This is a genomic window from Nocardia niwae NBRC 108934 = DSM 45340, from assembly GCF_001613465.1.
In the GTDB taxonomy this organism is placed as follows: Bacteria; Actinomycetota; Actinomycetes; order Mycobacteriales; family Mycobacteriaceae; genus Nocardia; species Nocardia niwae.
Genome location: NZ_BDCK01000024.1, coordinates 191,688 through 214,851, shown reverse-complemented (window position 1 = coordinate 214,851; position 23,164 = coordinate 191,688). Strand labels below are relative to the sequence as shown.

At 69.3% G+C, this 23,164-nt stretch carries 26 protein-coding genes; 15 read left to right on the top strand and 11 right to left on the bottom strand.

Features of this window, described 5'->3' with window-relative positions:
* Nucleotides 1-197: 197 nt before the first annotated feature.
* Together pspA and pspM are read left to right on the top strand one after the other, a co-directional pair.
* Nucleotides 198-1,019, top strand: a complete 822-nt coding sequence (gene pspA / locus NNI01S_RS17340; RefSeq protein WP_063021127.1) for a phage shock protein PspA — start codon at nt 198-200, stop codon at nt 1,017-1,019.
* 137 nt (nt 1,020-1,156) lie between these two features.
* Nucleotides 1,157-2,047, top strand: coding sequence for a phage shock envelope stress response protein PspM (gene pspM / locus NNI01S_RS17335; protein ID WP_245676237.1), 891 nt, complete (start codon nt 1,157-1,159; stop codon nt 2,045-2,047).
* An 11-nt stretch (nt 2,048-2,058) separates the two neighbouring features.
* Here pspM and NNI01S_RS17330 read toward each other — a convergent pair whose 3' ends face one another.
* Nucleotides 2,059-2,259, bottom strand: coding sequence for a hypothetical protein (locus NNI01S_RS17330; RefSeq protein ID WP_063021126.1), 201 nt, complete (start codon nt 2,257-2,259; stop codon nt 2,059-2,061).
* A 295-nt stretch (nt 2,260-2,554) separates the two neighbouring features.
* On the opposite strand from NNI01S_RS17330, the gene NNI01S_RS17325 reads away from it, so the two are divergent.
* The 3 genes from NNI01S_RS17325 to NNI01S_RS17320 all read left to right on the top strand — a co-directional run bounded on the left by NNI01S_RS17325 (nt 2,555) and on the right by NNI01S_RS17320 (nt 5,066).
* The gene (locus NNI01S_RS17325) at nt 2,555-4,030 is read left to right on the top strand and encodes a bifunctional phosphatase PAP2/diacylglycerol kinase family protein (RefSeq protein WP_063021125.1); all 1,476 of its coding nucleotides are present in this window, start codon (nt 2,555-2,557) and stop codon (nt 4,028-4,030) included.
* A gap of 162 nt (nt 4,031-4,192) precedes the next feature.
* Nucleotides 4,193-4,360: a hypothetical protein gene (locus NNI01S_RS34570; RefSeq protein WP_157114829.1), complete on the top strand. Its 168-nt coding sequence runs from the start codon at nt 4,193-4,195 to the stop codon at nt 4,358-4,360.
* 76 nt (nt 4,361-4,436) lie between these two features.
* The gene (locus NNI01S_RS17320; protein ID WP_084488897.1) at nt 4,437-5,066 is read left to right on the top strand and encodes a PRC-barrel domain-containing protein; all 630 of its coding nucleotides are present in this window, start codon (nt 4,437-4,439) and stop codon (nt 5,064-5,066) included.
* Between the two features lie 58 nt (nt 5,067-5,124).
* Here NNI01S_RS17320 and NNI01S_RS36360 read toward each other — a convergent pair whose 3' ends face one another.
* Complete coding sequence (locus NNI01S_RS36360) at nt 5,125-5,418, bottom strand: PucR family transcriptional regulator (protein ID WP_063021123.1); 294 nt, start codon at nt 5,416-5,418, stop codon at nt 5,125-5,127.
* A 785-nt stretch (nt 5,419-6,203) separates the two neighbouring features.
* Here NNI01S_RS36360 and NNI01S_RS35315 point away from each other — a divergent pair.
* The 4 genes from NNI01S_RS35315 (at nt 6,204) to NNI01S_RS17300 (ending at nt 9,107) form a co-directional block, all read left to right on the top strand.
* A complete protein-coding gene (locus tag NNI01S_RS35315) occupies nt 6,204-6,377 on the top strand; it encodes a hypothetical protein (RefSeq protein WP_039799283.1) in 174 nt (57 codons plus the stop codon).
* Between the two features lie 74 nt (nt 6,378-6,451).
* The gene (locus NNI01S_RS17310) at nt 6,452-7,609 is read left to right on the top strand and encodes a glycosyltransferase (protein ID WP_063021122.1); all 1,158 of its coding nucleotides are present in this window, start codon (nt 6,452-6,454) and stop codon (nt 7,607-7,609) included.
* A 62-nt stretch (nt 7,610-7,671) separates the two neighbouring features.
* Nucleotides 7,672-7,866, top strand: coding sequence for a DUF3046 domain-containing protein (locus NNI01S_RS17305; protein ID WP_063021121.1), 195 nt, complete (start codon nt 7,672-7,674; stop codon nt 7,864-7,866).
* A complete protein-coding gene (locus NNI01S_RS17300; protein ID WP_245676236.1) occupies nt 7,863-9,107 on the top strand; it encodes an APH(3') family aminoglycoside O-phosphotransferase in 1,245 nt (414 codons plus the stop codon). The genes NNI01S_RS17305 and NNI01S_RS17300 overlap by 4 nt, the downstream gene beginning before the upstream one ends.
* Here the strand turns inward: NNI01S_RS17300 and NNI01S_RS17295 are convergent.
* Nucleotides 9,104-9,625 carry a CGNR zinc finger domain-containing protein gene (locus NNI01S_RS17295; RefSeq protein ID WP_063021225.1) on the bottom strand — a complete coding sequence of 174 codons (522 nt, stop codon included), beginning with the start codon at nt 9,623-9,625 and terminating at the stop codon, nt 9,104-9,106. The two genes, NNI01S_RS17300 and NNI01S_RS17295, sit on opposite strands and share 4 nt — an antisense overlap.
* A gap of 156 nt (nt 9,626-9,781) precedes the next feature.
* On the opposite strand from NNI01S_RS17295, the gene NNI01S_RS17290 reads away from it, so the two are divergent.
* From NNI01S_RS17290 to NNI01S_RS17280, 3 genes are all read left to right on the top strand, one after another.
* Nucleotides 9,782-10,243 carry a VOC family protein gene (locus tag NNI01S_RS17290; protein ID WP_063021120.1) on the top strand — a complete coding sequence of 154 codons (462 nt, stop codon included), beginning with the start codon at nt 9,782-9,784 and terminating at the stop codon, nt 10,241-10,243.
* Between the two features lie 76 nt (nt 10,244-10,319).
* Entirely contained in the window at nt 10,320-11,162 is an 843-nt protein-coding gene (locus NNI01S_RS17285) for a pyridoxamine 5'-phosphate oxidase family protein (RefSeq protein ID WP_063021224.1), read from the top strand.
* A 22-nt stretch (nt 11,163-11,184) separates the two neighbouring features.
* Complete coding sequence (locus NNI01S_RS17280; protein WP_063021119.1) at nt 11,185-11,634, top strand: nuclear transport factor 2 family protein; 450 nt, start codon at nt 11,185-11,187, stop codon at nt 11,632-11,634.
* 77 nt (nt 11,635-11,711) lie between these two features.
* Here NNI01S_RS17280 and NNI01S_RS17275 read toward each other — a convergent pair whose 3' ends face one another.
* A complete protein-coding gene (locus NNI01S_RS17275; RefSeq protein ID WP_245676234.1) occupies nt 11,712-13,121 on the bottom strand; it encodes an MFS transporter in 1,410 nt (469 codons plus the stop codon).
* Nucleotides 13,122-13,219: 98 nt separating this feature from the next.
* On the opposite strand from NNI01S_RS17275, the gene NNI01S_RS17270 reads away from it, so the two are divergent.
* The 3 genes from NNI01S_RS17270 (at nt 13,220) to recX (ending at nt 16,294) form a co-directional block, all read left to right on the top strand.
* Entirely contained in the window at nt 13,220-14,242 is a 1,023-nt protein-coding gene (locus tag NNI01S_RS17270) for an Lrp/AsnC family transcriptional regulator (protein WP_063021118.1), read from the top strand.
* Between the two features lie 158 nt (nt 14,243-14,400).
* The gene (gene recA / locus NNI01S_RS17265; protein ID WP_043728224.1) at nt 14,401-15,444 is read left to right on the top strand and encodes a recombinase RecA; all 1,044 of its coding nucleotides are present in this window, start codon (nt 14,401-14,403) and stop codon (nt 15,442-15,444) included.
* 193 nt (nt 15,445-15,637) lie between these two features.
* Nucleotides 15,638-16,294, top strand: coding sequence for a recombination regulator RecX (recX, locus tag NNI01S_RS17260; RefSeq protein WP_084488930.1), 657 nt, complete (start codon nt 15,638-15,640; stop codon nt 16,292-16,294).
* Between the two features lie 500 nt (nt 16,295-16,794).
* Here recX and NNI01S_RS17255 read toward each other — a convergent pair whose 3' ends face one another.
* From NNI01S_RS17255 to NNI01S_RS17225, 7 genes are all read right to left on the bottom strand, one after another.
* Nucleotides 16,795-17,247, bottom strand: coding sequence for a GlcG/HbpS family heme-binding protein (locus tag NNI01S_RS17255; protein WP_063021116.1), 453 nt, complete (start codon nt 17,245-17,247; stop codon nt 16,795-16,797).
* The gene (locus NNI01S_RS17250; RefSeq protein ID WP_063021115.1) at nt 17,192-18,142 is read right to left on the bottom strand and encodes a DMT family transporter; all 951 of its coding nucleotides are present in this window, start codon (nt 18,140-18,142) and stop codon (nt 17,192-17,194) included. The genes NNI01S_RS17255 and NNI01S_RS17250 overlap by 56 nt, the downstream gene beginning before the upstream one ends.
* Entirely contained in the window at nt 18,132-19,652 is a 1,521-nt protein-coding gene (locus tag NNI01S_RS17245; protein WP_063021114.1) for a flavin monoamine oxidase family protein, read from the bottom strand. Before NNI01S_RS17245 ends, NNI01S_RS17250 begins: the two co-directional genes overlap by 11 nt.
* Nucleotides 19,653-19,862: 210 nt before the next feature.
* Nucleotides 19,863-20,765: an amino acid ABC transporter permease gene (locus NNI01S_RS17240; RefSeq protein ID WP_063021113.1), complete on the bottom strand. Its 903-nt coding sequence runs from the start codon at nt 20,763-20,765 to the stop codon at nt 19,863-19,865.
* Entirely contained in the window at nt 20,762-21,442 is a 681-nt protein-coding gene (locus NNI01S_RS17235) for an amino acid ABC transporter permease (protein WP_063021112.1), read from the bottom strand. The genes NNI01S_RS17240 and NNI01S_RS17235 overlap by 4 nt, the downstream gene beginning before the upstream one ends.
* 103 nt (nt 21,443-21,545) lie before the next feature.
* A complete protein-coding gene (locus NNI01S_RS17230; protein ID WP_063021111.1) occupies nt 21,546-22,382 on the bottom strand; it encodes a glutamate ABC transporter substrate-binding protein in 837 nt (278 codons plus the stop codon).
* 50 nt (nt 22,383-22,432) lie between these two features.
* Nucleotides 22,433-23,161, bottom strand: coding sequence for an amino acid ABC transporter ATP-binding protein (locus NNI01S_RS17225; protein ID WP_063021222.1), 729 nt, complete (start codon nt 23,159-23,161; stop codon nt 22,433-22,435).
* Between the last annotated feature and the right edge of the window lie 3 nt (nt 23,162-23,164).

The window sequence follows — 23,164 nt, the reverse complement described above, 5'->3', positions numbered from 1 at the left end:
GCAACGAGACGTTGCCATGGCGGCAGCGCTGCGGGCCGGTGCGGAAAGCGGATAGATTCTCCCCTAGGCGTCGGTTGGGCCGGGTTCGCCCGGCCCGGGTGCCACATGGTGGAGGATAGGCACATATCGAGTGCGTGACGGTCGCGCACTGGAGTCGCGCCCGAGCGCGGCATGTCAGATGGAGGCGGGATCAATCGATGGCTAATCCGTTCGTCAAGGCCTGGAAATACCTGATGGCCCTCTTCGATTCGAAGATCGAGGAGCACGCGGATCCGAAGGTCCAGATTCAGCAGGCTATCGAGGAAGCCCAGCGGCAGCACCAGGCCCTTTCGCAGCAGGCCGCATCGGTCATCGGCAATCAGCGCCAGCTGGAGATGAAGCTGAACCGGCAGCTGGACGAAGTCGAGAAGCTCAACGCCAACGCGCGCCAGGCCGTCCTGCTGGCCGATCAGGCCACCGCCGCGGGCGACACCGAGAAGGCTATCCAGTACACCAACGCCGCCGAGGCGTTCGCGGCGCAACTGGTGACCGCCGAGCAGTCCGTCGAGGACCTGAAGGTCCTGCACGACCAGTCGCTGCAGGCGGCTGCCCAGGCCAAGAAGGCCGTGGAGCAGAACGCGATGCTGTTGCAGCAGAAGGTCGCCGAGCGCACCAAGCTGCTCAGCCAGCTGGAGCAGGCCAAGATGCAGGAGCAGGTCTCCGCCTCGTTGCAGCAGATGGATTCGACGCTGTCCGCGCCGGGCAGCACGCCGAGCCTGGACGCGGTGCGCGAGAAGATCGAACGCCGCTACGCCAACGCCCTGGGTGCCGCCGAACTCGCGCAGAACTCGGTGCAGGGTCGCATGCTCGAAGTGCAGCAGGCGAGCATCCAGATGGCCGGGCACAGCAAGCTGGAGCAGATCCGTGCGTCCATGCGCGGGGATCAGCTGCCTGCCGGTGGCGCCCAGTCCGCCATCAATCCGGCCCAGCCCGGTTCGGCGCAGCCGCAGATGAACAAGGGGCAGGCCGCGCAGCAGTAGCCGCGGACGGGCGTTCGGCGAGCACGTGTCGGTGGGGGCTGGTTCACTGGAAGACAAGGCGTGGGACCCGACCGGCCGGCCGTCGGCCGAGTCGGGTTCCGGTCTGTCCGAAGTGCGCAACCGGCGGGAGAGAAGGTATGAGCGGCAGTGTATTTCGCGAGCGTCAGCTCGACGCGCGGCGCCTGCGCGGGTCGGCGATGATCCGGGCACAAGCCGCGCTCGCGCCACAGCCGGGCAGCCTGCCGGACAGCCTTCGCGAAGCCGGGGAGAACGCGCTCGTGGCCGTGCGGCGCTGGGCCGATCCGCGGGAGCGTGAGCTACGCCGTCGCCGCAGGGCCCGTCGCCGAAGTTTTCAGCTGGGCACCGTGTCCGGCCTCACCACGGCGGGAACCGTTGGCCTCGTAGTTCTTTCGGCGCCGGTCTGGGCTGTGGTCGTGGTCGGCGGCGGCGCGGTCGCGCTGGTGACCGGCGCGGCGCTGAGCACTCGCCGTTATCTGCGGCTGCGGGGTGCTCCACTGCCGCACGCGGCGTTCATCCCGCGCAAGCAGCCGCCGCTGTGGTCCAACGCGCGGCCCGCGATCGCGCGGCTGGTGCGGGCGGAGAAGGCGTTGCACGGGATGGGCGTCCAGATCGCTCGCTCCCATCGGCTGCCGCCGGACGAGATGGCCGACCTGCTCGAAACGGCCGCTTCGGGCGCGGCGGCGCTCCATGCGCTGGCCGCCGACATCGCGGCGATGGAACAGGGCCTCGGCGCGATGGGAAGCGCGAATTCGCCCGCGGCGGTGGCGCTCACCGAGAACCTGCGACTGATCCTGGCCCGGCTCGACGCGGGGGTCACGGAGTACGAGCAGGTCGTGGCCGCTGCGGGCCGGATTCTCGCGGTTCCGGAGAACAGCGTGGTGCGGCGCAACTTCGACACCATCGTGGCGGATCTGCGCGACGCTTCCGATCGGCTGGATGGATGGGCCCAAGCCCTCATCGAGGTGGCCGACAAATCGGTGCCCGCGTCGCCGCGGCCACCGATCTGACGTCGGCCGGTTCAGTTCGGCCGGTCCCGGCGGCGGAGTTCCTCGGCCCTGGCGCGAAACGCCGCGCCGACCAGTTCGCGGCTCTCGGCCAGGAGGTCGAGCACCTCCCAGGACGCCTTGCGTGCGGCGGATCCGACTATCCCGGCGATCGCCGAACCGTGCCGCCGTGCCGCGGCCGCGAGTTCCTGGGCCAGCTCGTTCGTCTGTTCCATCGGGTCCCGGCCGTTACGAGAGGCTCAGTGCATGACTGTGTGCTGACCGGTGTGTCTTCCTCATTCGATCATCCCTTCCCTCTTGGTGCGCAACGTCACTGTGCGTTGAAGATCAGAGTACATCCGTGCACTGAAATGGCATACGAGGCGGTCGAGTGCGGGCCGGCGTCGGCGGGCCGACGCCGTCGCGGGGACATCCGGGCGCAGTGGTCGCCGGGTCCGGTGAGCGGGAAGTCGGTAGGCTGCGGCGATGCGGTTTCTCTCGGCTCACGGTCGTGACGGTGGAGTGGTCCGAATGACGAGCAGCCTGGATCGATGGCTGGTCGGCCGCAGCGCGCGCGTGCGGGCGACTCCGGCGGACCGGGTGCTGAAGGCGTTGAGCACCACGGCGGACAAGAACCGTTTGTGGATCGCTCTGGGGGCGGTCCTGTTCGTCGCCGGGGATCGCTCGACCCGGCGCGGCGCGGTGCGCGGGCTGCTCGCGCTGAGCATTGCCAGCAGCGTGGCCAACGGCGTGGCCAAACCGCTGTTTCCTCGCCGCCGTCCGCCGGACGAGTCCGTTCCGTTCGTGCGCAGGCTGGTCGCGCCGCCCGTGTCCTCCTCGTTCCCCTCCGGGCATTCGGCGTCCGCCGCCGCCTTCGCGGCCGGTCTGGCGCTGGAGTCTCCCGCGGCGGCCGCCGCCGTGGCCCCGGTCGCCGCCGCGGTCGCCTATTCGCGCGTGCACATCGGCGTGCACTGGCCGTCCGACGTGGTCGCAGGTGCGCTGTTCGGTGGTGCGGTCGCGCTGGTCACGCGGCGGTGGTGGGCGGTGCGTGACGACGAGCCCGCCGCCCTCGGTCCGGTCGAGTACATCGATCCGCTGCCGGGCGGCGCCGGATTGCTGCTGATCGGCAACCCGCACTCGGGATCGGGCGACGGAGACAACGCGCTCGCCACCTTGCGCGACCGGCTGCCCGCCGCCGAGGTGCTCGAACTCGGTGGCGGCGACGATGTGGAGGCGCGGGTCGGGGAATTGCTGCGGCGCGACGACATCGTCGCTCTCGGCGTGGTCGGCGGCGACGGAACGGTGTCGGCCGTCGCGGAGTATGCGGTGCGCCACCGGGTGCCGCTGGCGGTCTTCGCGGGGGGCACGCTGAACCACTTCGCCAGGGATGCCGGAGTGGAGGACCATGGGAACACCCTCGCGGCGCTGGACGCGGGCGAAGCGGTGCGCGTCGACGTGGCCGAGGTGCGCTTCGACGACGCCGAGCAGCGCGTTTTCGTCAACACCGCCAGCCTCGGCGGTTATCCGGACTTCGTGCGCGTCCGTGAGCGCTGGGAGCGCCGGATCGGCAAGTGGCCCGCGGCGGGAATCGCCATGGTGCGCGTGCTGTTCCGCGCTCAGCCGCTGCACGTCACCATCGATGACACACGCACCGCGCTGTGGATGCTGTTCGTCGGCAACGGCGCCTATCACCCCGCGGACCAGATCCCCATGTCCCGTCCGGAATTGCACGGCGGCACCCTCGACGTCCGTTACCTGCGCGCCGACGTTCCGTTCTCGCGGCTGCGGCTGGTCTTCGCGACGTTCACCGGCACGCTGGCGTATTCACCGACTTATCGGCACCGCCGGGTCTCCCGCCTGAACGTGCGGGTGGCCGACGAGCCGGTCTCGCTGGCCACCGACGGAGAGGTCGACCATCGCGGCAAGAACTTCCGTTTCGCCAGCGGGCCGTCGGCGCTGACCCTGATCAAAAGCGGCGACGATGCGGCCCACCGCGCGACCCGCTGATAGCTATTAGATAGCCACGGGATCGGAACCGCTTCGGCGTGTCGTCGAATTCGGCTGGGCGCCCGGTTTGATTGTGGCGGGTGCGGGTAGTTGCGAGAATGTAGCTGAATACTTCCGTCCTCGACTGGGGCGGGAACATGCACTACAGGGCAGGAGCACGTCATGCTCGATGTTTCCTACCGTCTCTCGCTGCTCGACCAGGACACGCAGCGGCTGGATGTCAGCCGGTACCTGACGTGTGAAACCGCCGAGGACCCGGTGCGGCTGTCGCGCAGGGCGCAGCGCGTCGCCGACGGCTCCGACGCCACCGATCGACCCCCAAGCGATTGACCCCTTTCTCAGCACGCGCGGTGCCCAGCCGCGGTCTGCCGGGCTGCGCGTCGCAGGACGAACCGCGGAGGAACCCATGACTGAAATGCTGGAAACGCTCATCGGCAGCTCGGTGTACGGCCCCGAAGGCGAGAAGATCGGCAAGGTCAAACGGGTCTACGTCGACAACAACTCCGGATCCCCCACCTGGATCGCGGTGTCCACCGGCCTGTTCAGCACCGACGCTCTGGTCCCGCTGGCCGGGGCCGAGCACCGCCCGGAATCGGCGACGTTGCAGGTACGGGTCGGGAAGGAAGCGGTGAAGACCTCGCCCCAGCTCGACCACAACGGGCAGATCAGCCCGCAGGCCGAGCAGGAGCTGTTCGATCACTATCAGATCGACCCGGAGCAGGCCGCCTGGGACGTCTACGGCAGGCAGCCGGTGCCGCAGCCGCGGCGGCCCCGGCCCGAGATGACCCGCCCGCCGGAGCAGCGCGCCGGGGAACCGGGAGACGTCGCCGCGGCCCGGAGGCGCGCCAACCAGAGCGGTGAAGAGGAGACGCTACGGATGCCGCCGAGCGGCGATCGGTCGCGCATGGGGCGTGCAGAGCTGCTCGACCCCTACGCCGTCGACGCGGCCGATCTCGGGATGCAGGGATCGGACGGCATGCCGAACGACGATCCCTTGGGCGAAGAGATGCCGGACGTCGAGCGCCGCGGGATCTGACGGCGCCTCGTCGACGATGGTATGCGTGTCCCGCAGACACGCATACCATCGTCGCCTTTCAGGGGGAAGCCGACCACCTGGTTGCAGGCGAGGGCCGCTCGGGAAGCGCGGCCGAGGAGAGGAAGCGCCAGGCGCGCGTGGCCGCTTGCAAGGTGAAGCGGGTGTCGGCGTCGCGCAGATCGAATCCGGTGAGTTCCCGGATGCGGCGCAGCCGGTAGCGCAGCGTGCTGCGATGGATGTGCAGGGCGGCGGCGGAATCGTCGTAATTGCCACCGCATTCGAGGTATCGGCTCAGCGTGTGCGCCAGGTCGGCGTTACGGCGCCGGTCGTAATCCAGCAGGGTGCCGGCCATTGCCGCAGGAACTGCTCGGCTCGGCCGTCCGTGCGGGCGGCATCGATCAGGCTGTAGAAGCCCGGCTCGTCGTACGCCGTCGCACCATCGGGCGTACGCGACCGAAGGCGGAGGCGGCTGAAGGTAGCGCCCAGGCCCACCGGTGACCGGGAAGCCGGAGACGGCCGGAGCCGTTCTGCGCGCGCAGTTGCGCGTTCAGATCGGGCGAGGCGAGTTGTCCTGTGCCGAGTCGGTATTCGTCCCCGGCGAGTCGATAGCAGCCCAGTGCTTCGCAGCATCCGGCGACGGAGACCGCCTCCGCGGCGCTCCGCAGGATGTCCGGTTCCCGGGGGGCGGCCGAGAGCAGCGCCGACATCGCGCCCAGAGCGCGCAGCGCCGACGCCCAGCACGGGCGCCGGCGCGTCGTCGACACTCGGACTCGCGGTGCGCTGGGTTGGATTAGTCCGTAGCCGTCGAGGTCGTGCGTCGATCTCGCAGTACTCCGATGCCGGGCGCCCGATGGGTCCTGCCGCGAGCGTCCGGTCTGGTTCGATCGAGTATCGACGTGTACTGCCGTCGGCAGAATCGACGCTCCACCGATGGCGTGACCTGCGCCGATGGAAGCAAGCCCGCGCTGTCCCCGGCTTCGCGCCGCATGGCCGGAGGCCGATCGGGAAACCCCGATCGGCGCGCGCCGGGTGTCGGGGGGAACCCTGATTTCCACCCGGATATCCCGCTTCACCTGGTGATTCCGCTTCAGCCGAGTGTCATGCTCGAACGGTAACGGACTTCTGGGAGGCATCGGAATGTTGTGGAAGATCATCGGCATCGTCGCGGTCGTCTGGATCGCACTGGCGGTCATCGGCGCATTGATCAAGGGCCTGTTCCCGATCCTGGTGATCAGCGCCATCGTGTTCGGGTTGTACCTGCTGTACAAGGCGGTCTCGGGCTCGGACAACTCGACGGTGAGCAAGCTGTAGGGGCGGCGGCGGGAGGACTCCGCTGGACCCCGCCGCCGCTGCGGATCTGATCGGCCCTGTGGCAGGCTAGGCGCATGCGAGTAGCCGTCGTCGCAGGGCCCGACCCCGGTCACGCGTTTCCCGCTATCGCGCTGTGCTTGCGGTTCCTGGCCGCCGGTGACGAGCCGGTTCTGTTCACCGGTCCGCGGTGGTTCGACGCCGCGCTCGCCGCCGGTATCGGCGTGCGCAGGCTCAAGGGCCTGGCGCCGCGGCCGGTGGACGACGACACGGACGCGGGGCAGCGCATTCACGAGCGGGCGGCGCACATCTCCACCGAGATCCTGCCCGAACTGAGCGCGATGCTGCCCGAGCTGGTGATCTCCGACGTGCTGACCGCGGGTGGCGGGATGGCCGCCGAGCGGCTCGGGGTCCCGTGGGTGGAACTGTCCCCGCATCCGCTGTATCTGCCGTCGAAGGGATTGCCGCCCATCGGAAGCGGGCTCGCTCCCGGTGCGGGTCTGCGCGGGCGGGTGCGCGACGGCGTACTACGCGGCATGACCGCCCGCGCTCTGCGGAACGGGCGCCGCCAGCGTGAGCGTGCGCGCGAGAGCGTCGGTCTGCCTGCCGTCGACCCGGGCCCGGCCGCCCGCTTGGTCGCCACCCTGCCCGCGCTCGAGGTGCCGCGCCCCGACTGGCCGGAATCCGCCCATGTCATCGGGCCGCTGCTGTGGGAGCCGACAGATGCGATCCTGGACCTCCCGCCCGGCGACGGGCCGCTGGTCATGGTCGCCCCGTCGACCGCCCACACCGGTGTGGCCGGCATGGCGGAGACCGTTCTGGAGGCTTTGGACGGAACGGGTGTCCGCGTGGCGATTTCGATGCTGGACGCTCCGCCCGCCGATCTGCCCCCGTGGGCCACGGCGGGGCTGGGGCGGCAAGACGCGCTGCTGACCCACGCGTCCGTCGTCGTGGGCGGCGGCGGGCACGGCCTGCTCGCCAAGACGCTGTCCGCGGGCGTCCCGATCGTCACCGTTCCCGGCGGTGGCGACCAGTGGGAACTGGCCAATCGCGCTGCCCGGCAAGGCAGTTCGATCGTCGTCCGGCCGCTGTCGCCCGCCGCGGTCCGCGCCGCGGTCCAGGAGATCCTCGCCGATCCCCGCTACGCCGAAGCGGCCCGGCGCGCTGCCGCCACGCCCGAGTTCCCCGACCCCGTCAGCCTGTGTCACCGGGTGGGTCACGCCGTCCATTCCTGACCGGAATGGTCCGGGTGTGCCACTGACCTGGGAACGCGCGGCGGGGGAGTAAGTTCGGGACGGTGCGGTTGACCGAGTTTCAGGAACTGTTGCACAGCGAGTTCGGTGTGGCCAGGGGCGACGCCCTGCTGACCGACCACGTCATCCCCGAGTTGGGCGGGCGCACCGGCGCCGACGCCATCGAGGCCGGGGTCGACCCTCGCGACGTCTGGCGTGCCCTGTGCACCGAGTTCGACGTGCCGAGGGCACGCTGGTGAGCGCCCCGGGGCAGGTCGAGCGGGACGAGCCGCTGTACCGGTTCGACGAGCGGCAGCGGATGATTCCGCACGACCCGCAGCGCCTGGCCGATCGGGTGGCGCAGGCCCGCCCCGACGACTTCGCGAGTTACCGGCAGACCGGTATCGAGCTGATGCTGCTCGGCCGCTACGACGACGCGCTGGATCACCTCGATCGCGCCCTCGAACTGGTGGACACGGAGCAGCGGCGGATCAGTGTGTGGATCAACTTGGGCGACGTCTACCGCTACCGCGGCGACGCGGGCACCGCCGAGACGTTGTACCGCCGCGCGGTGGAACACGCACGGGTGGCCGCTCCCGAGGTGCTCTCCTTCGCCGTGCAGCATCTGGGCAAGGCGCTCGCCGAACGCGATCAGCTTGCCGAGGCGCACGCGCTGCTGGCCGAGGCGATGCGGCTGCGCGTCGCCGAAGGCGATCCCGAGGAGATCGAATCCACTCGCGCCGCGCTGGACACGTTGGGCGAGCTGCCGATCCCGTTGCCCCCCACGGTCAGGACGCTGTTCGGCGAGTCGCCGAACTGGTCTGGCTCGCACGAGGGCATGAGCGGCGGGGTGGTGTCCGTCAACGGCGCCTACTGGCTCAAACGCGGACCGAAGGCGGTCGCCGAGTATCAGCGGCTCACCTGGCTGCGCGACCGCGGGATAGCCGTGCCGGAGGTCGCGGCGTTCGAAGACGACGTCCTGGTGCTCACGGACGCGGGCGCACCCAGCCTGGCGGCGCGGACGGGCTCCGGCAGTGCGCAGGCGGCTTCCGTCGGCGCCGTTCTCGGCGCGCTCCTGCGGCGGCTGCACAGCATTCCGGTCGCCGACTGCCCGTTCGATGGACGCCTCGACCTCGTGCTGGCGCAGGCGCGCCGCCACGTGGTCGAGGGGCTGGTGGACCCGGACGATTTCGACGAGGACAACTCCGGATCCACGCCGGAGGAGGTTCTCGCGCGGTTGCTGGCGCAGCGGCCGGACGGTGAGGATCTAGTGGTGGCGCACGGCGATTTCACCCCGCCGAACGTGCTGGAGAACGGCGTCCTGCTCGACGTGGGCGCACTCGGCGTGGCCGACCGCTACCGCGATCTGGCTCTCGCCGTCCGCGATCTGCGCGCGGACTTCGGCGAGGCGGAGGTGAGGGCCTTCTTCGCGGCCTATGGGCTGGCCGAGCCGGACGAGAGCCGCTTGGCGTACTACCGGCTGCTCGACGAGTTGTTCTAGGCGTCAGGTTTCCGCGCGTAGTGGCGGGCCGCTTTGGTGCGATTGCCGCAGGTCGCCATGGAGTGCCAGCGCCGGGTTCCGTTCTTCGAGGTGTCGTAGAAGAACAGCACGCATTCCGGGTGCGCGCATTGACGGATCCGGTCCGGCGCGGTGCGCAGTAATTCCAGCAGGTTGTCGGCGGCCAGCCAGGCGGGGAGCCAGGCCGGCTCCGCGACGTCCGCCACGTCCGCAGGCCCCGCCTCGGTGAGCGTGCGACGGATGCGGCCGTGTTCCAGCACCTCGTTGAGTGCCGTGTGGGAGGCGTGCACGACCACGTCGTAGATGGCCGTGCGCGCGGCCAGTGTCGCCTGCAAGGTGGCGTCGTCGGCCGTGGCGCGATCGGAGATCCCCGCCGATGTCAGCCAGGTGCGCAGGCCGGCGACCGCCGTGAGCAGGTCCTGGGGTCCGTGCTCGATCCATCGCGTGTTGAGCAGATCGAGCGCCAGGGGTTCACCGAGGTGGGGGCGTGGATCGGGCATGCCCGAGGGTATCGAGTGCGCGTCGGGGCTCACGCCGGTCACCTCCTTTCTAACTGTTGAAACTAATTTCGATGGTTGACACGCGGGGTGTGACGTCCGTATGTTCTAACCAGTGAAACCGTATAATACGGTTAAGTATTTCGAGGAGGAATCATCATGACCACGATCGCCGCGCCTCGGCTCGCCACCGGGCACGTCGGACTGAACGTCTCGGACCTGGATCGCTCGGTGGACTTCTATCGCCGGGCGCTCGGCTTCGACCAGCTCGCCGCGAGCGCCGACGACCAGCGCCGGTGGGCCTTTCTCGGCTCGGACGGCAAACTGGTCGTCACACTGTGGGAGCAGAGCGACGGCGCGTTCTCCACCGACACTCCCGGACTGCATCACCTTTCGTTCCAGGTGGACAGCATCGACCAGGTACGCGCGGTGGAACGCGTGCTGCGTGAACTCTCGGTCGCCTTCGCGCACGACGGGGTGGTGGCGCACGGCGAGGGCGTGGCCTCCGGCGGGATCTTCTTCAGCGATCCCGACGGCATCCGGCTGGAGGTCTACGCGCCCAGCGGAGCCGAAACCGCTCCCGCGCCCAGCGGCGCCGCACCCACCTGCGGCTTCTTCTGATCGGGTCGTCAGCGCAACGAAGGGAGCCATCGTGCGGGAGACGTTTCACCGCGGGGAGGTCGCCGTCCAGCGCCGGATGGGGCAGGCGGACATCGCCGAACGGGTCGGTCGCATGATCCGTCCCGACATCCCGGCGGTCGCCGCGGGCTTCCTGGCCGAACAGCGGATGGTGGTGCTCGCCGCCGCCGACGCGGCGGGCAGGCTGTGGGCGAGCGAGCTGGTCGGGCCGCCGGGTTTCGTCCGGGCGGCGGACGACCGGACGATCACGGTCGAGACCACGCCCGCCGCCGCCGATCCGCTGCACGAAGCGCTGACGCGTCACTGCCGCGTCGGCATGATCGCCCTGCAGCCGCAGCGGCGCAGACGGATGCGGGTCAACGGCAGGTCGACGCCGGAGGGCGCGGGCCTGCGCATCGTCACCGATCAGGTGTATTCGAACTGCCCTAAGTACATCTCGCGGCGCGATATCGAGAGCTATGCGCCCGAGGCCGAATCAGTGGCGGTGCGTCGCGGCGTCGAACTCGACGCGGACCAGCGGGCCGCGATAGCGGCGGCCGACACGTTCTTCGTCGCCACCGCGGACGCGGCGGGCAACGCCGACGCCTCGCACCGGGGTGGGAACCCCGGTTTCCTGCAGGTGCTTTCGCCCACGCGGCTGCGCTGGCCGGACTATCGGGGCAATTCGATGTTCATGACGCTCGGCAACCTCGAGGTCGATCCCCGCTGCGGGATTCTGGTCCCGGATTGGTCCACGGGAGCCGCGTTGCAGCTCACCGGCACCGCAGAATTGCTCTGGACCCCCGAGACCTTCGCCGCAGGCGCGCAATGCTCCCTCGATTTCACCGTCGAGGAGGTAGTCGAGCGGCCCGGAGGAGCGCTGCGGTGGGGGCCTGCCGAGCTCTCGCCCGTCAATCCCTGAAACTTCGAGAAAGGAGCCATCCATGCGACCTCCGTTACCCCCGTTCGACGCGGAATCCGCCGAGGCGAAGGTGCGAGCTGCCGAAAACGCCTGGAACACCCGCGATCCGGAGCGAGTCGCCGCCGCCTACACCGAAGACTCGGTGTGGCGCAACCGCGATGAGTTCTTCACCGGTCGCGACGCCATCGTCGAGTTCCTCACCAGGAAATGGTCAGTCGAGAACGGCTACGCGCTGCGCAAGGATCTGTGGGCCTTCGACGGCAACCGCATCGCCGTGCGCTTCCAGTACGAATGGCACGACGAGTCCGGCCGGTGGTTCCGCAGCTACGGCAACGAGCAGTGGGAGTTCGCCCCGGACGGCCTGATGTCGCGGCGCGAGGCCAGCATCAACGATGTGCCGATCGAGGAATCCGAGCGGCGCATCTTCGGGCCGCGCGATCCGGGTGACGTGTCGGTGCTGCCGCAGCGGTAGAGCGCTCCCGGGACCGTGCGACCACAGCAGACGGCGGCGCCCAGCCGGACGCCGCCGTCTCGTGTGCCGGATCGCGGTCAGGCGGCGACGGCCTGCCGCGGGGTCTGGGACGATCCGGCATTCGCGCCGCGCCGGGGGAACAGCGCGAACGAGATCACCCCGAATCCGATGCCCACCGCGGCGGCGACGCCGAACGCCGCGTCTAGTCCCGCGACGAAGTGCGGCAGGGTCATCGGCTGCTCACCGGTCGCCACACCGCGGAACACGGTGCCGAGCACCGCGACGCCGAGCGCCAGGCCCAATTGCCGCGCGGTGTTCACCGCACCCGCGGCCGTGCCGGCCTGTTCCGGGGCGACGGCCGCCATGCCGACCGAGACCAGCGCGGGCGCGTTGACGCCGATCCCGATGCCGATCACCACGAATCCGGGGACCAGCGCGACCCAGGAGGACTCGGCGCCGACGAGCATCAGCAGCCAGCTGCCAAGGCCGACGACCACCAGCCCCGCGCCGATGGTCCACTTCGGCGCGACGTCGTGCAGGAACCTCCCGAACACACCCGCCACGACGAACGCGGTCGCGGCCATGGGCAGCATCGCCAGCCCCGCGTGCAGGGGCGACAGGTGTAGTTGCTGCTGCAGCCACAGCGAGATCAGGGGGCTGCTCGCGAACGCGGCGAACGTCTGCCCGGACGCGCCGAACAAGGTCGCGCCGAAGTCGCGGTTGCGCAGCAGTGCCAGCGGAAACATCGGTGCGGAACTGCGTGTTTCGACGAGAACGAAGACCATCGCCGCGGCAGCGCCCAGCGCGAACGCCGTCACCGCGGCCGCGTCCGTCCAGCCGTGCTCGCCGCCGCGGATGACGCCGTAGGTGACCGCGGTGGCCGCGGTCGCGAAGGCCATCATGCCGGGCACATCCACGGCTCGGTCCAGCCGCTGCCGAGCGTGCGGGAACACCGTGGCGGTCAGGCCGATCGCCAGCACCGCGATGGGCAGGTTGACGAAGAAGATCCAGCGCCACGACAGCGCGTCGGTGAGGACGCCGCCGAGTACCACCCCGATGCCGGCGGCGGCGCCGGACGCCGCGCCCCAGACGCCGAAGGCGACGCCGCGATCGCGTCCGGTGTAGGTCGCGTGCAGCAGGGACAGAGTGGTGGCGAACATGGCCGCGCCGCCGATGCCTTGCAGCGCCCGCGCCGCGACGAGAGCCGTCGCGGATTCGGCGATCCCGCACCCGAGCGACGCGACCGCGAAGACGACCAGCCCGGCCAGGTAGGCGCGTTTCGCGCCGACCCGGTCGGCGAGCGAGCCGAGCACCAGCAGCAACGCGGCCAGCGCCAGGGCATAGCCGTCCACCACCCACTGCAAGCCGGACAAACCGGTGTCCAGGTCGGCGGCGATGTCCGGCAGGGCGACGTTCACGATGGTGACGTCGATGAGCAGCATCAGCGTGCCGAGACACGCGGCGAACAAGGGGAGCCATTTCCTCACGGGGGCCTCCATGGCGGATTCGAACGATTTCGACGCCAAGCGTGCGTTAATCGGAGCAATCTCCCTAGCCACAGCGGCATCCGCGTTAGATTCCTCCTGTGCGAGATGATGGCCCGAGGGAATCCTCCGGATTGGATGTGCTGGACAAGCAGATCGTGCACGGGCTGGTCCACGACGCCCGGATCCCGTTCGCCCGGTTGGGTGGCATCCTCGGGGTCTCCGAGCAGACGGTGGCGCGGCGGTATCGCGCGCTGCGGCAGCGCGGCATCCTGCACGTCTCCGGGCAGGTGAACGCCGTGCCGCTCGGCCACGCGCGCTGGGTGCTGCGCTTGAAATCGACGCCGGACAAAGCGTTGCGGCTGGCCGAGTCGCTGGCGCGGTTCCCGGATCTGAGCTGGGTGACGCTGCTGTCCACCGGGTCCGAGGTCACCTGCGTGGGCAGGCCGCGTTCGGTCGAACGGCGCGACGCGCTGTTGCTGCACATCCTGCCGCGCGCCCCGCAAGTGCTGGAATTGACCGCGCACGAGGTCATCCACCGTTTCCCGCTCGACGAGGAGTGGCCGCGCTACCGGCATCTGCTCACCGCCGCCCAGCTCGACGAACTCGGCCCCGCCCGGTCCCGGCCTGCGGATTCGGGACCGGATGCGCCGGTGGATCTGTCGGTGGACGACGAGGCGATGCTCACGCTGCTCGGCCGGGACGGGCGCGCTCCTTACGCTCAGCTCGCGGCCGAAACCGGGTGGACGGCGCCGCGTGTGGCGCGGCGCATGGCCGAGCTGACCGCGGCGGGCGTGCTGTACTTCGACGTCGATTTCGCGATCGAGCGGATGGGGTACAACGTGCGCGGCGCGCTGTGGCTGCGCGTGCGTCCCGCCGACCTGGACGCCGTCGGGCGGGCGATGGCCACGCATCCGGAAATCGTCTTCGTCGCCGCCACCACCGGGCCGTCCACCGTGTTCGCTTCGATCATCTGCCGCGACACCGCGGATCTCTACCGGTATGTGACCGAGCGGCTCGGCGCGCTGGACGGGATCACCGGCGTGGAGATGACGCCGTCGCTGCGTGTGCTCAAGCAGGCGCAGACGCTGCTGGACACCGACCGGATCGCGCTGGTGCCCTGATCGCGCGGCGTTGGCCGAGAACGGTGCCGGGCGCTTGGCGCGTCGCTTGACTCGAACACCTGTTCGTCTAGTCTGGTCGCCAGAACTTGTCGGTGCCGCGCTCTACTGTAGGCGCCAACCACAGAACGAGACTTACCCGTCGAAAAGGGGATCAGGACATGGCACCACAGGCTTACGACCGGGACAAGGCGCTCGAGCTCGCGCTGGCCCAGGTGGAGAAGAGCTTCGGCAAGGGCGCCGTCATGCGCCTCGGCGAGGAGGCGCGCCAGCCCATTTCGGTGATCCCCACCGGTTCCATCGCGCTCGATGTGGCGCTGGGCATCGGCGGCCTGCCGCGCGGCCGCGTCGTCGAGATCTACGGCCCGGAATCCTCGGGTAAGACCACCGTGGCGCTGCACGCGGTGGCCAACGCACAGGCCGCGGGCGGGGTGGCGGCGTTCATCGACGCCGAGCACGCGCTCGATCCGGACTACGCCCGCAAGCTGGGGGTCGACACCGACGCGCTGCTGGTCTCCCAGCCCGATACGGGTGAGCAGGCGCTGGAGATCGCCGACATGCTGGTGCGCTCCGGCGCCATCGACATCATCGTCATCGACTCGGTGGCCGCGCTGGTGCCGCGCGCCGAGATCGAGGGCGAGATGGGCGACAGCCACGTCGGTCTGCAGGCCCGCCTGATGAGCCAGGCGTTGCGCAAGATGACCAGCGCGCTGAACAATTCCGGGACCACCGCGATCTTCATCAACCAGCTGCGCGAAAAGATCGGCGTGATGTTCGGCTCGCCGGAGACCACCACCGGTGGCAAGGCGCTGAAGTTCTACGCGTCGGTGCGCCTGGACGTGCGCCGCATCGAGACGCTCAAGGACGGCAGCGATGCGGTGGGCAACCGCACCCGCGTGAAGGTCGTGAAGAACAAGGTTTCCCCGCCGTTCAAGCAGGCCGAGTTCGACATCCTCTACGGGCACGGTATCTCCAAGGAGGGCTCGCTCATCGACATGGGCGTCGAGCAGGGCTTCATCCGTAAGTCCGGCTCCTGGTACACCTACGAGGGCGATCAGCTCGGTCAGGGCAAGGAGAACGCCCGCAAGTTCCTGCTGGAGAACGTCGACGTCCGCGACGAGATCGAGAAGAAGATCAAGGAGAAGCTCGGCATCGGCGCCGATGTGACGGCCGATGCGGCCGCGGAGGTGCCCGCCGATTTCTGAGCCGACGAACCGGCGCTCGCCCGGAACGGCTCCGGCTGATTCCGGGCAGCCACGGGCCGACGCGGTACAGGAGATGCGGCGCCGGCTGGAGGAACTCCTCTCCGGCTCCGGTTCGCCGGACGGCGTCCGGTCGCGTGGACAGGATTCCGAACTCGTCCGGAGAGCCGAAGGTGGTTCGGTTGCGCCGGACACCATGGGAACTCGGCCGGATGCGTCCGATCCGCAGCGGGCGCGTCCGGCTGGGTCCCGCCGGGGGCGTCGAGGAGCGCGGGGGTTTCCCGGGTCGTCCTCGGCCGACTCCGGCCGGTCCGAAGGCCGGTCGGCGGATCCGGTGGCGGCCGGATCCGAAGGCGGGACGGTCGAGCAGGCGAAGGAGGCGTGTCTCCGCTTGCTCGCCGTCCGTGCCCGCAGCCGAGCGGAGCTGGCTCAGCGTCTGGCCGCCAAGGGGTACACGCCCGAGGTGAGCGAACGAGCGCTCGACCGCCTCGGCGAAGTGGGTCTCATCGACGATGCCGCCTTCGCCGAGCAATGGGTGCACTCCCGCCACACCTTCTCCGGCAAAGGCAAGCAGGCGCTCGCACAGGAACTGCGGCGCAAGGGGGTCGCGCAGTCGGACGCCGCGGCCGCCCTCGACGCCATCAGCACCGACGACGAGGAAGCCCGCGCCGCCGAGCTGGTCCGCCGCAAACTGCGCTCGCTGCCGCGAGAACTGGACCGGGACAAGAGGATTCGCCGCCTCGTCGGCATGCTCGCCCGCCGTGGTTACGATCAGTCCACAGCGTATCGGGTGGTCAAGGCCGAATTGGCGGAGCGGGGGATCGAAGGCGACCTCGACGGCTCCATCGATTGAACTCGACGGCTCATGTGGCTTCCGGCGATAGGGAGCCGTGCTCCGTCGGCTCGAGGCACTCATATATCGGCGGCCGTCCAACCGCGCGAAGTCGTGAGAGTTCGTCGGGGCACGGCCTCACCCGAATAGGCGTCTCGTCACGGCTACGGAAGCCATGTGTGTTCACCCCGGAGAGCGCACCCGGTCCGCGCCGAATGGATCCAGCCCGTACAGGCGGAGTCGCATCCCGCTCACGACCGCGCTCCACGCCGGTCGGCTCTGCGGGATACAGCTGCCCGGTGTGCGGCGACCTGCTCGGGCGGCCCGGCGCCGCGGCCGCGCCAGCGAGATCCCGGTGTCAGCGGAATCTCGGGCGACTACGGCGTTTCCGGTCGGTTTGCTGATTGTCGCTGCTCGGACAGTCGATCGGCGCTCGGCCCGCGGCCGTTGAACTCTGTACCCTTCGTACCGCCGCGGTGGAGGTGCAACGCTGTGCGGGTTTCGGATGGGGCATCGTCGGTCTACACCTCTCCTGTGTCGGCGAGCAGACCGGCGGCCTCGATACCCGCTACGGCGGCGCGTTCGTCCTCCACCGATGTCGCGGCCCCCGTCGCGCCGACCGAGCCGAGAATCCCGCCCGTCGTGTCCCGGATGAAGACGCCGCCGGGCACATCGAGGATGCGTCCTTCGGCGAGTGCGGCGACCGACGTGAAGAAGGTCGGCGCGGCCGCCGCACGCCGGGCGATCTCGCGGTTGGAGACGCCGAGACCGAGCACGCCCCAAGCCTTGGCGATCGCGATCTGCGGTCGCAGGATGCCGGAGCCGTCCTGGCGTTGTAACGCGACGAGATGGCCGCCGGGATCGAGCACCGCCACCGTCAGCGGGTCGAATCCGTGCGCGGAACCGTAGGCCAGCGCCTCACCGACGATGAGCGTCGCGCGTTCCAGGGTGATCGAGGTCGTGGTAACCGTCATGTGCTACTCCTGCGTCGTGGACTTCCGCATTGCGTTGGCTGTAGGTCAGTGCGGCGAGCACGAGGCCCGCCCCGGCGATCTGCAGCCCGGTGACACGTTCGGTGCCGGACATCACGGCGAACACCGCCGCCGCCACCGGCACCGCGAACATGAAGACCATCGTTTGCGCCGACCCCACCCGCCGCACCCCCCAGTACCACGCAACGAGGCCGTAAACGGTCACCCCCAGCACGGAAAAGACCAGCGAGAGCGTGGTTGTCCCGGAAAACGTCGGCAGATCGTGCGCTAGCGCCGGTGCGGCCGCCGCGGGCAGCAGCAGCGCGGCGCCGATCGCCGAAGTCCACGCTGTCACCCGGAGGGGACTGTGGTCGTCCAGCAGAGGACGGGTGACGACCGGGTAGGCGCCCCACAGCGCGGACGCGACCAAGGCGGCCAGGTCGCCGAGCGCGCGGTTCGATGCGGAGTGGCCCGCGCCGCGACCGAGGACGACCAGGATCACACCGGCCATCGCCACGCAGGCGGCGGTCAGCACGGGAGCGCGGACGGGCTCACCGGCCAGCCGGGCCAGCACCGCGGTCCAGAACGGCGACAGCGCGATCAGAATGGCGGACTCGGTCACCGTGGTGAGCGCGACGGCGGCGCTGAAGGCCAACTGATATGCCACGATGCCGATCCCGGCCGACAGCGCCAGGCGCGGCCACCACAGGCGTGCGATGACGGGCCTGCCCTCCACGGCGAGCACGAGCGCCAGTAGCAGCGGCGCGGCTGCGGTGAAGCGGATCGCGTTGAAGGTCACTACGTCCAGTTCACGCAGACCCCAGCCGGTGACCGTATAGCTGGCTCCCCACACGGCGCTCACCGAGGCCAGGACCCAGGTCGCGCGATCAAGCCGCACGCGGCACGCTCACCTGATCCAGCAGGTGCCGCACCGACTCCAGCGCCGATTGCAGCGCGCCTTGGATCCAGGCGTGCGCGACCGAGAGATGCTCGCCGGCGAAGAACACCCGCGGCGCCGGATGCGGATGCGGGGCGCCGATTTCCGCGAGGTAGCGTGCGTGCTGTCCCGGTGCCAGGTAGGCGAACGCGCCGCCGCCGATACCCACCTGTTCATCCCAGGTCCAGTGCACGACGTCGTCGACGGTGGCGGTCAGGCCGGGGTGCAGTTGCTCGAGCGAGGTGAGCACGATTCTGGTGCGGTCGCTCTCGGGCAGCGCCGCGAACCGCCGGGCGTTGTTCTCCCACAGATAGGCGGCGGTGAGCACGGCCGGAGCGTGCGAGCGTTCCGGGTCCGAGGCGGTCCAGCGGGTCGCCTCGGACGCGAGCCGGGCGTTGTCCGACGGGTACCACACCTGCTGGATCGGCAGATCGGTGAAGCTGCCGCCCCCGAAGATCCCGTCGACGTGTTCCCAGTGCCGCTCTCGGACGTGGACGAGGGTCTTGGTGCTGCTGGCGTAACTGATGCCGCGGATCGCCTGTCGCTGCGGTGCGGGCAGCGCGGGGGAGATGTCGATCTGATCCAGACCGGGTGCGGGCACCGCGCAGATCACGAATTCGGCCTCGTCGGTGAACGCGGCGCCGTGCCGCTCGCCTCGGAGTCGCACGCTGTCGCCGGTGACGTGCAGTTCGGTGATGCGAGTGGCCAGCCGCAGGCTGCCGGGGCGCAGCGCGTCGGTGAAACCGCGGATGAGCGCGTCGGTGCCGTCGACCAACTCGAGTTGGTCGACGTTGAACAACCCGAAGTAGTCGACGAGCACCTCCAGCAGCGAGGCGTGCTCGTAGTGCAGCAGTCCGCTGGCATGCCCGATCAGATCCCAGGCGTCGGGCGAGAGGCGCTGCCGGGCGAACTGCCACAGTGAGGTCGCCGCGAGCCGGTCCAGCTCCGGATCGGCTACATCACCGGCCAGCAGTGCCTTGCGCCGATGGTCGCCCAGGCCGTGCCAGGCGTCGCGCAACAGTCGCTCGAGCACCAGCAGCGGGTCGGTGCACTCGCTCTCCTGCAGCTGATAGGCGGGCAGCACCTGTTCCACCTGCGACCTGCGCACCCGGCGGCCCCGCAGCAGGTAGTACGCATCCGGGTTGGCGTTGACGAAAGGCCTTGTAGCCAGGCCGAACTCGTCGACGTAGTGCAAAGTGCAGTGATGGTTGCCCGGGATCCGCATGGCGCCGAGCTCCCCGTGGGTGCCGTCCCAGAACCGCCAGGTGCGCACCCGCCCACCGGGACGCGCCGTGCGTTCATAGACGGTCACGTCCAAGCCATGGCGTTGCAGCTCGTACGCGGCGGCCAGACCGCTCGCTCCCGCGCCGATCACCGCGACCCGCGCGGGGCCCGCGTGCCCGGGGCGGCGCAGTTCGCCAGGGAAGGAGAAGGACTCGTCGAAAAGACGGTCGGAGGTACGGCTGGTCATCGATCAACTCCCGCAGGTATGCACTGATGACCGTCCCGCCGGTTCGAATACCGGGGATCGGCGTATGCCTACGAGATTGACGGGACACCGCCGAGGGCACGAGTGTTGCGCTCAGCTCGAGCGCAACACTCCGGCCGCCCCGGACCGTGCCGTGCGGTATTGCTGCATGGTAACGAGTTCGCCTGCGCGGCAACGATTCCGAGGCGGTTCTCAGGGTTTCCGGCCGAGGTCGACGCCGGGCGCCGCGTCGGTGATGACCGAGTCCGCGGCGACGACCGCGCCGCCGCCCTTTCCACGCTTGCGTGCCCGCAGCCGCTGCTCCAGCTTCGTCGCCACCCACGTCAGCGCGCTGTTGAGTGCGATCATGATGATCGCGATGACGATCAGCGCCGGAATCGTGTTCTGTTCGGCCGCGCCGAGTTGCTGGCCGGAGCGCACTATTTCGACATAGGTGATCTGGTAGCCCAGCGCCGAGTCCTTGAGCGCGACCACCATCTGCGAGACCAGTGCGGGCAGCATCGCCGTGACGGCCTGCGGCAGCAGGATCAATCGCATCAGCTGGTTCTTGCGCATGCCCAGCGCGACGGCCGCCTCGGTCTGCCCTTTCGGCAGCGAGCGGATGCCCGCGCGCACGATTTCCGCGATGACCGAGCCGTTGTAAACGGTCAGCGCGGTGACCACCGCGGCGAGCGCGAGGTCCTCGGACCGGAACACGTCGTACTCGGAATACACCGCGAACAGGAAGATCATCAAGATCAGCACGGGGATGGCACGCGCCACTTCGACGACGGTTCCGGCGACCCAGCGCACGACGCGATGGTCCGATAACCGCAGGATGCCGAAGACCATGCCGATGATCAGCGCGAACACGATGGACAGCAGCGCGGCGACAATCGTGCCGCGCAGACCGGGCAACAGGTAGGTCGACCAGACCTCCGCATCCAGGAACGGCTTCCATTTCTCGGCGGTGAACTGCCCTTTGTCTGCGAAACCGCGATAGAGCAGCCAGCCCGCCGCAGCCACGGTGACCACGACCAGCAGCGAGTAGACGTTGTTGCGCAGCCGAGCCTTCGGACCCGGCGCGTCGAACAGGACCGAAGCGCCTGCGCTCATCGGGCCACCTCGTATTTCTTGGCCAGCCAGCCGAAGAACAGGCCGGTCGGCAGGGTCAGGATGACGAAGCCGAGTGCGAAGATCGCGCCGATCGCCAGGACCGCGGCCTCGGTCTCGGTCATCTCCGCCATCAGGGTCGCCGCTTCGGCGACGCCGATCGCCGAAGCGATGGTGGAGTTCTTGGTCAGTGCGATCAGCACGCTGCCCAGCGGGGCGATCACCGAGCGGAAGGCCTGCGGCAGCACAACCAGCCGCAGGTTCTGCAGGAAGCCGAAGCCGAGCGAGCGGCCCGCCTCGGACTGGCCCATCGGCACGGTGTTGATGCCCGCGCGCAGCGACTCGCAGACGAAGGATGCGGTGTAAATGCTCAGGCCGACGACAGCGAAGCGGAAGTTGTTCTGCGCCAGCGAGTCCGGCCCCTCACCGGCGAGGCGCCAGCCCATCGTCGTGTAGAGGCCCAGCGACATGAACACGATGATCAGTGTGAGCGGGGTGTTGCGGAAGACGGTGACGTAGGCGGTGCCGGCCCAGCGGGCGACCGGCACGGGAGACACGCGCAGCGCCGCGACGACGGTGCCCAGAATCAGCGCGCCGACCGCGGACAGCACGGTCAGCTGGATGGTTACCCAGAAGGCTTCGAGGATTTGGCTGTCGTACCTCGAGATCAGGTCGAACACGGCGGACGCGTTCCTCCGATCGGGTCTCGATGGTCAGGGGAGGTGCGGCGGGTGGCCCGGCCGGTCGGGGACGGGCCACCCGTGCGGGGACGAGCGCGGACGCTCAGTACCGGTTCACCGTCGGCGGCTGCGGTGCCTGGTAGCCCGAGGCGCCGACAGTCGAGTCGAACGCCTTCTTCCAGGAACCGTCGGCGATCATCGCCTCGATCGCGTCGTTGATCTTGTCGCGCAGCTCCTTGTCACCCTTCTTCGAGCCGATGCCGTAGTTCTCCGTGGTGAACGGCTTGCCGACCACTTTGAACGCGCCGCTGCTCTGCGCGGCGTAACCGGCCAGGATGATGTCGTCGGTCGTCACCGCGTCCCAGGATCCGGCGCGCAGGCCCTCGAGGCAGAGCGAGTAGGTGTCGTTGGTCTGCAACTGGGTGTCGGGGAAGTTCTTCTCGATGTTCTGGGCCGGAGTCGAGCCCTTCACCGAGCAGACCTTCTTGCCCTTCAGGGTCTCCGGGCCGTTGATGTCGGTGTTGTCGGCGCGCACCAGAAGCGACTGCCCCGCGACGTAGTACGGCCCGGCGAAATCGACCTTCTCCTTGCGCTTGTCGTTGATCGAGTAGGTGGCGACGATGTAGTCGACCTGTCCGTTCTCGATCAACGTCTCACGCTGCGGCGACGGGGCCTCCTTGAACGTGATGTCGTTCGGCTGCACACCCAGTTTCCCGGCGACGTACTTGGCCACTTCGACATCGAAGCCGCTGTAGGACCCGTCCTTGTTCCGCAAGCCCAGGCCCGGCTGGTCGAATTTGATGCCGATGGTGAGCTTGCCGTCCTTGGCGTGGTCCAGGGCGGACTTGTCGTCGCCGCCGCCGCACGCGGTGGCGGTCGCGGCGGCGAGCGTCAGGGCGATCGCTCCGACACCGATGCGCAGAGCGCGATTGATCCTCATCGAGTTCCTTCTCCCTATCCGTGGGTGTGCTGGCCGCTGTGTCCGGCAGGTCAGTGGCTCAAGATCTTGCCCAGGAAGTCCTTCGCACGCTCGGACTTCGGGGCGGTGAAGAAGGCGTCCGGCGCCGCGTCCTCCACCACTTGGCCGTCGGCCATGAACAGCACCCGATTCCCCGCGCGGCGCGCGAAGCCCATCTCGTGGGTGACGACCAGCATCGTCATCCCGTCCTTGGCCAGCGACACCATCACTTCGAGCACCTCGTTGACCATCTCCGGATCCAGCGCGGAGGTCGGCTCGTCGAACAGCATCACCTTCGGGTTCATCGCCAGCGCTCTGGCGATGGCGACGCGCTGCTGCTGGCCGCCGGACAACTGCGCCGGATACTTGCCGGCCTGATCGGCGATGCCCACCCGGTCGAGCAGTTCCATCGCGCGGGCGCGGGCGGCGTCTTTCTTGACCTTGCGGACCTTGACCGGCGCCAGCATGACGTTCTCGACGATCGTCTTGTGCGCGAAAAGGTTGAAGGACTGGAAGACCATGCCGACGTCGGCGCGCAGAGCGGCCAGCGCGCGGCCCTCGGCGGGCAGCGGGACGCCGTCGATGGCGATGTCGCCGGAGTCGATCGGCTCGAGCCGGTTGATGGTGCGGCACAGCGTCGACTTCCCGGAGCCCGAGGGGCCCAGCACGATGACGACCTGCCCTTTGGGAACCTCGAGGTTGATGTCCTTGAGCACGTGCAGGTCGCCGAAGTGTTTGTCCACTGTGCGCATCGAGATCATCGG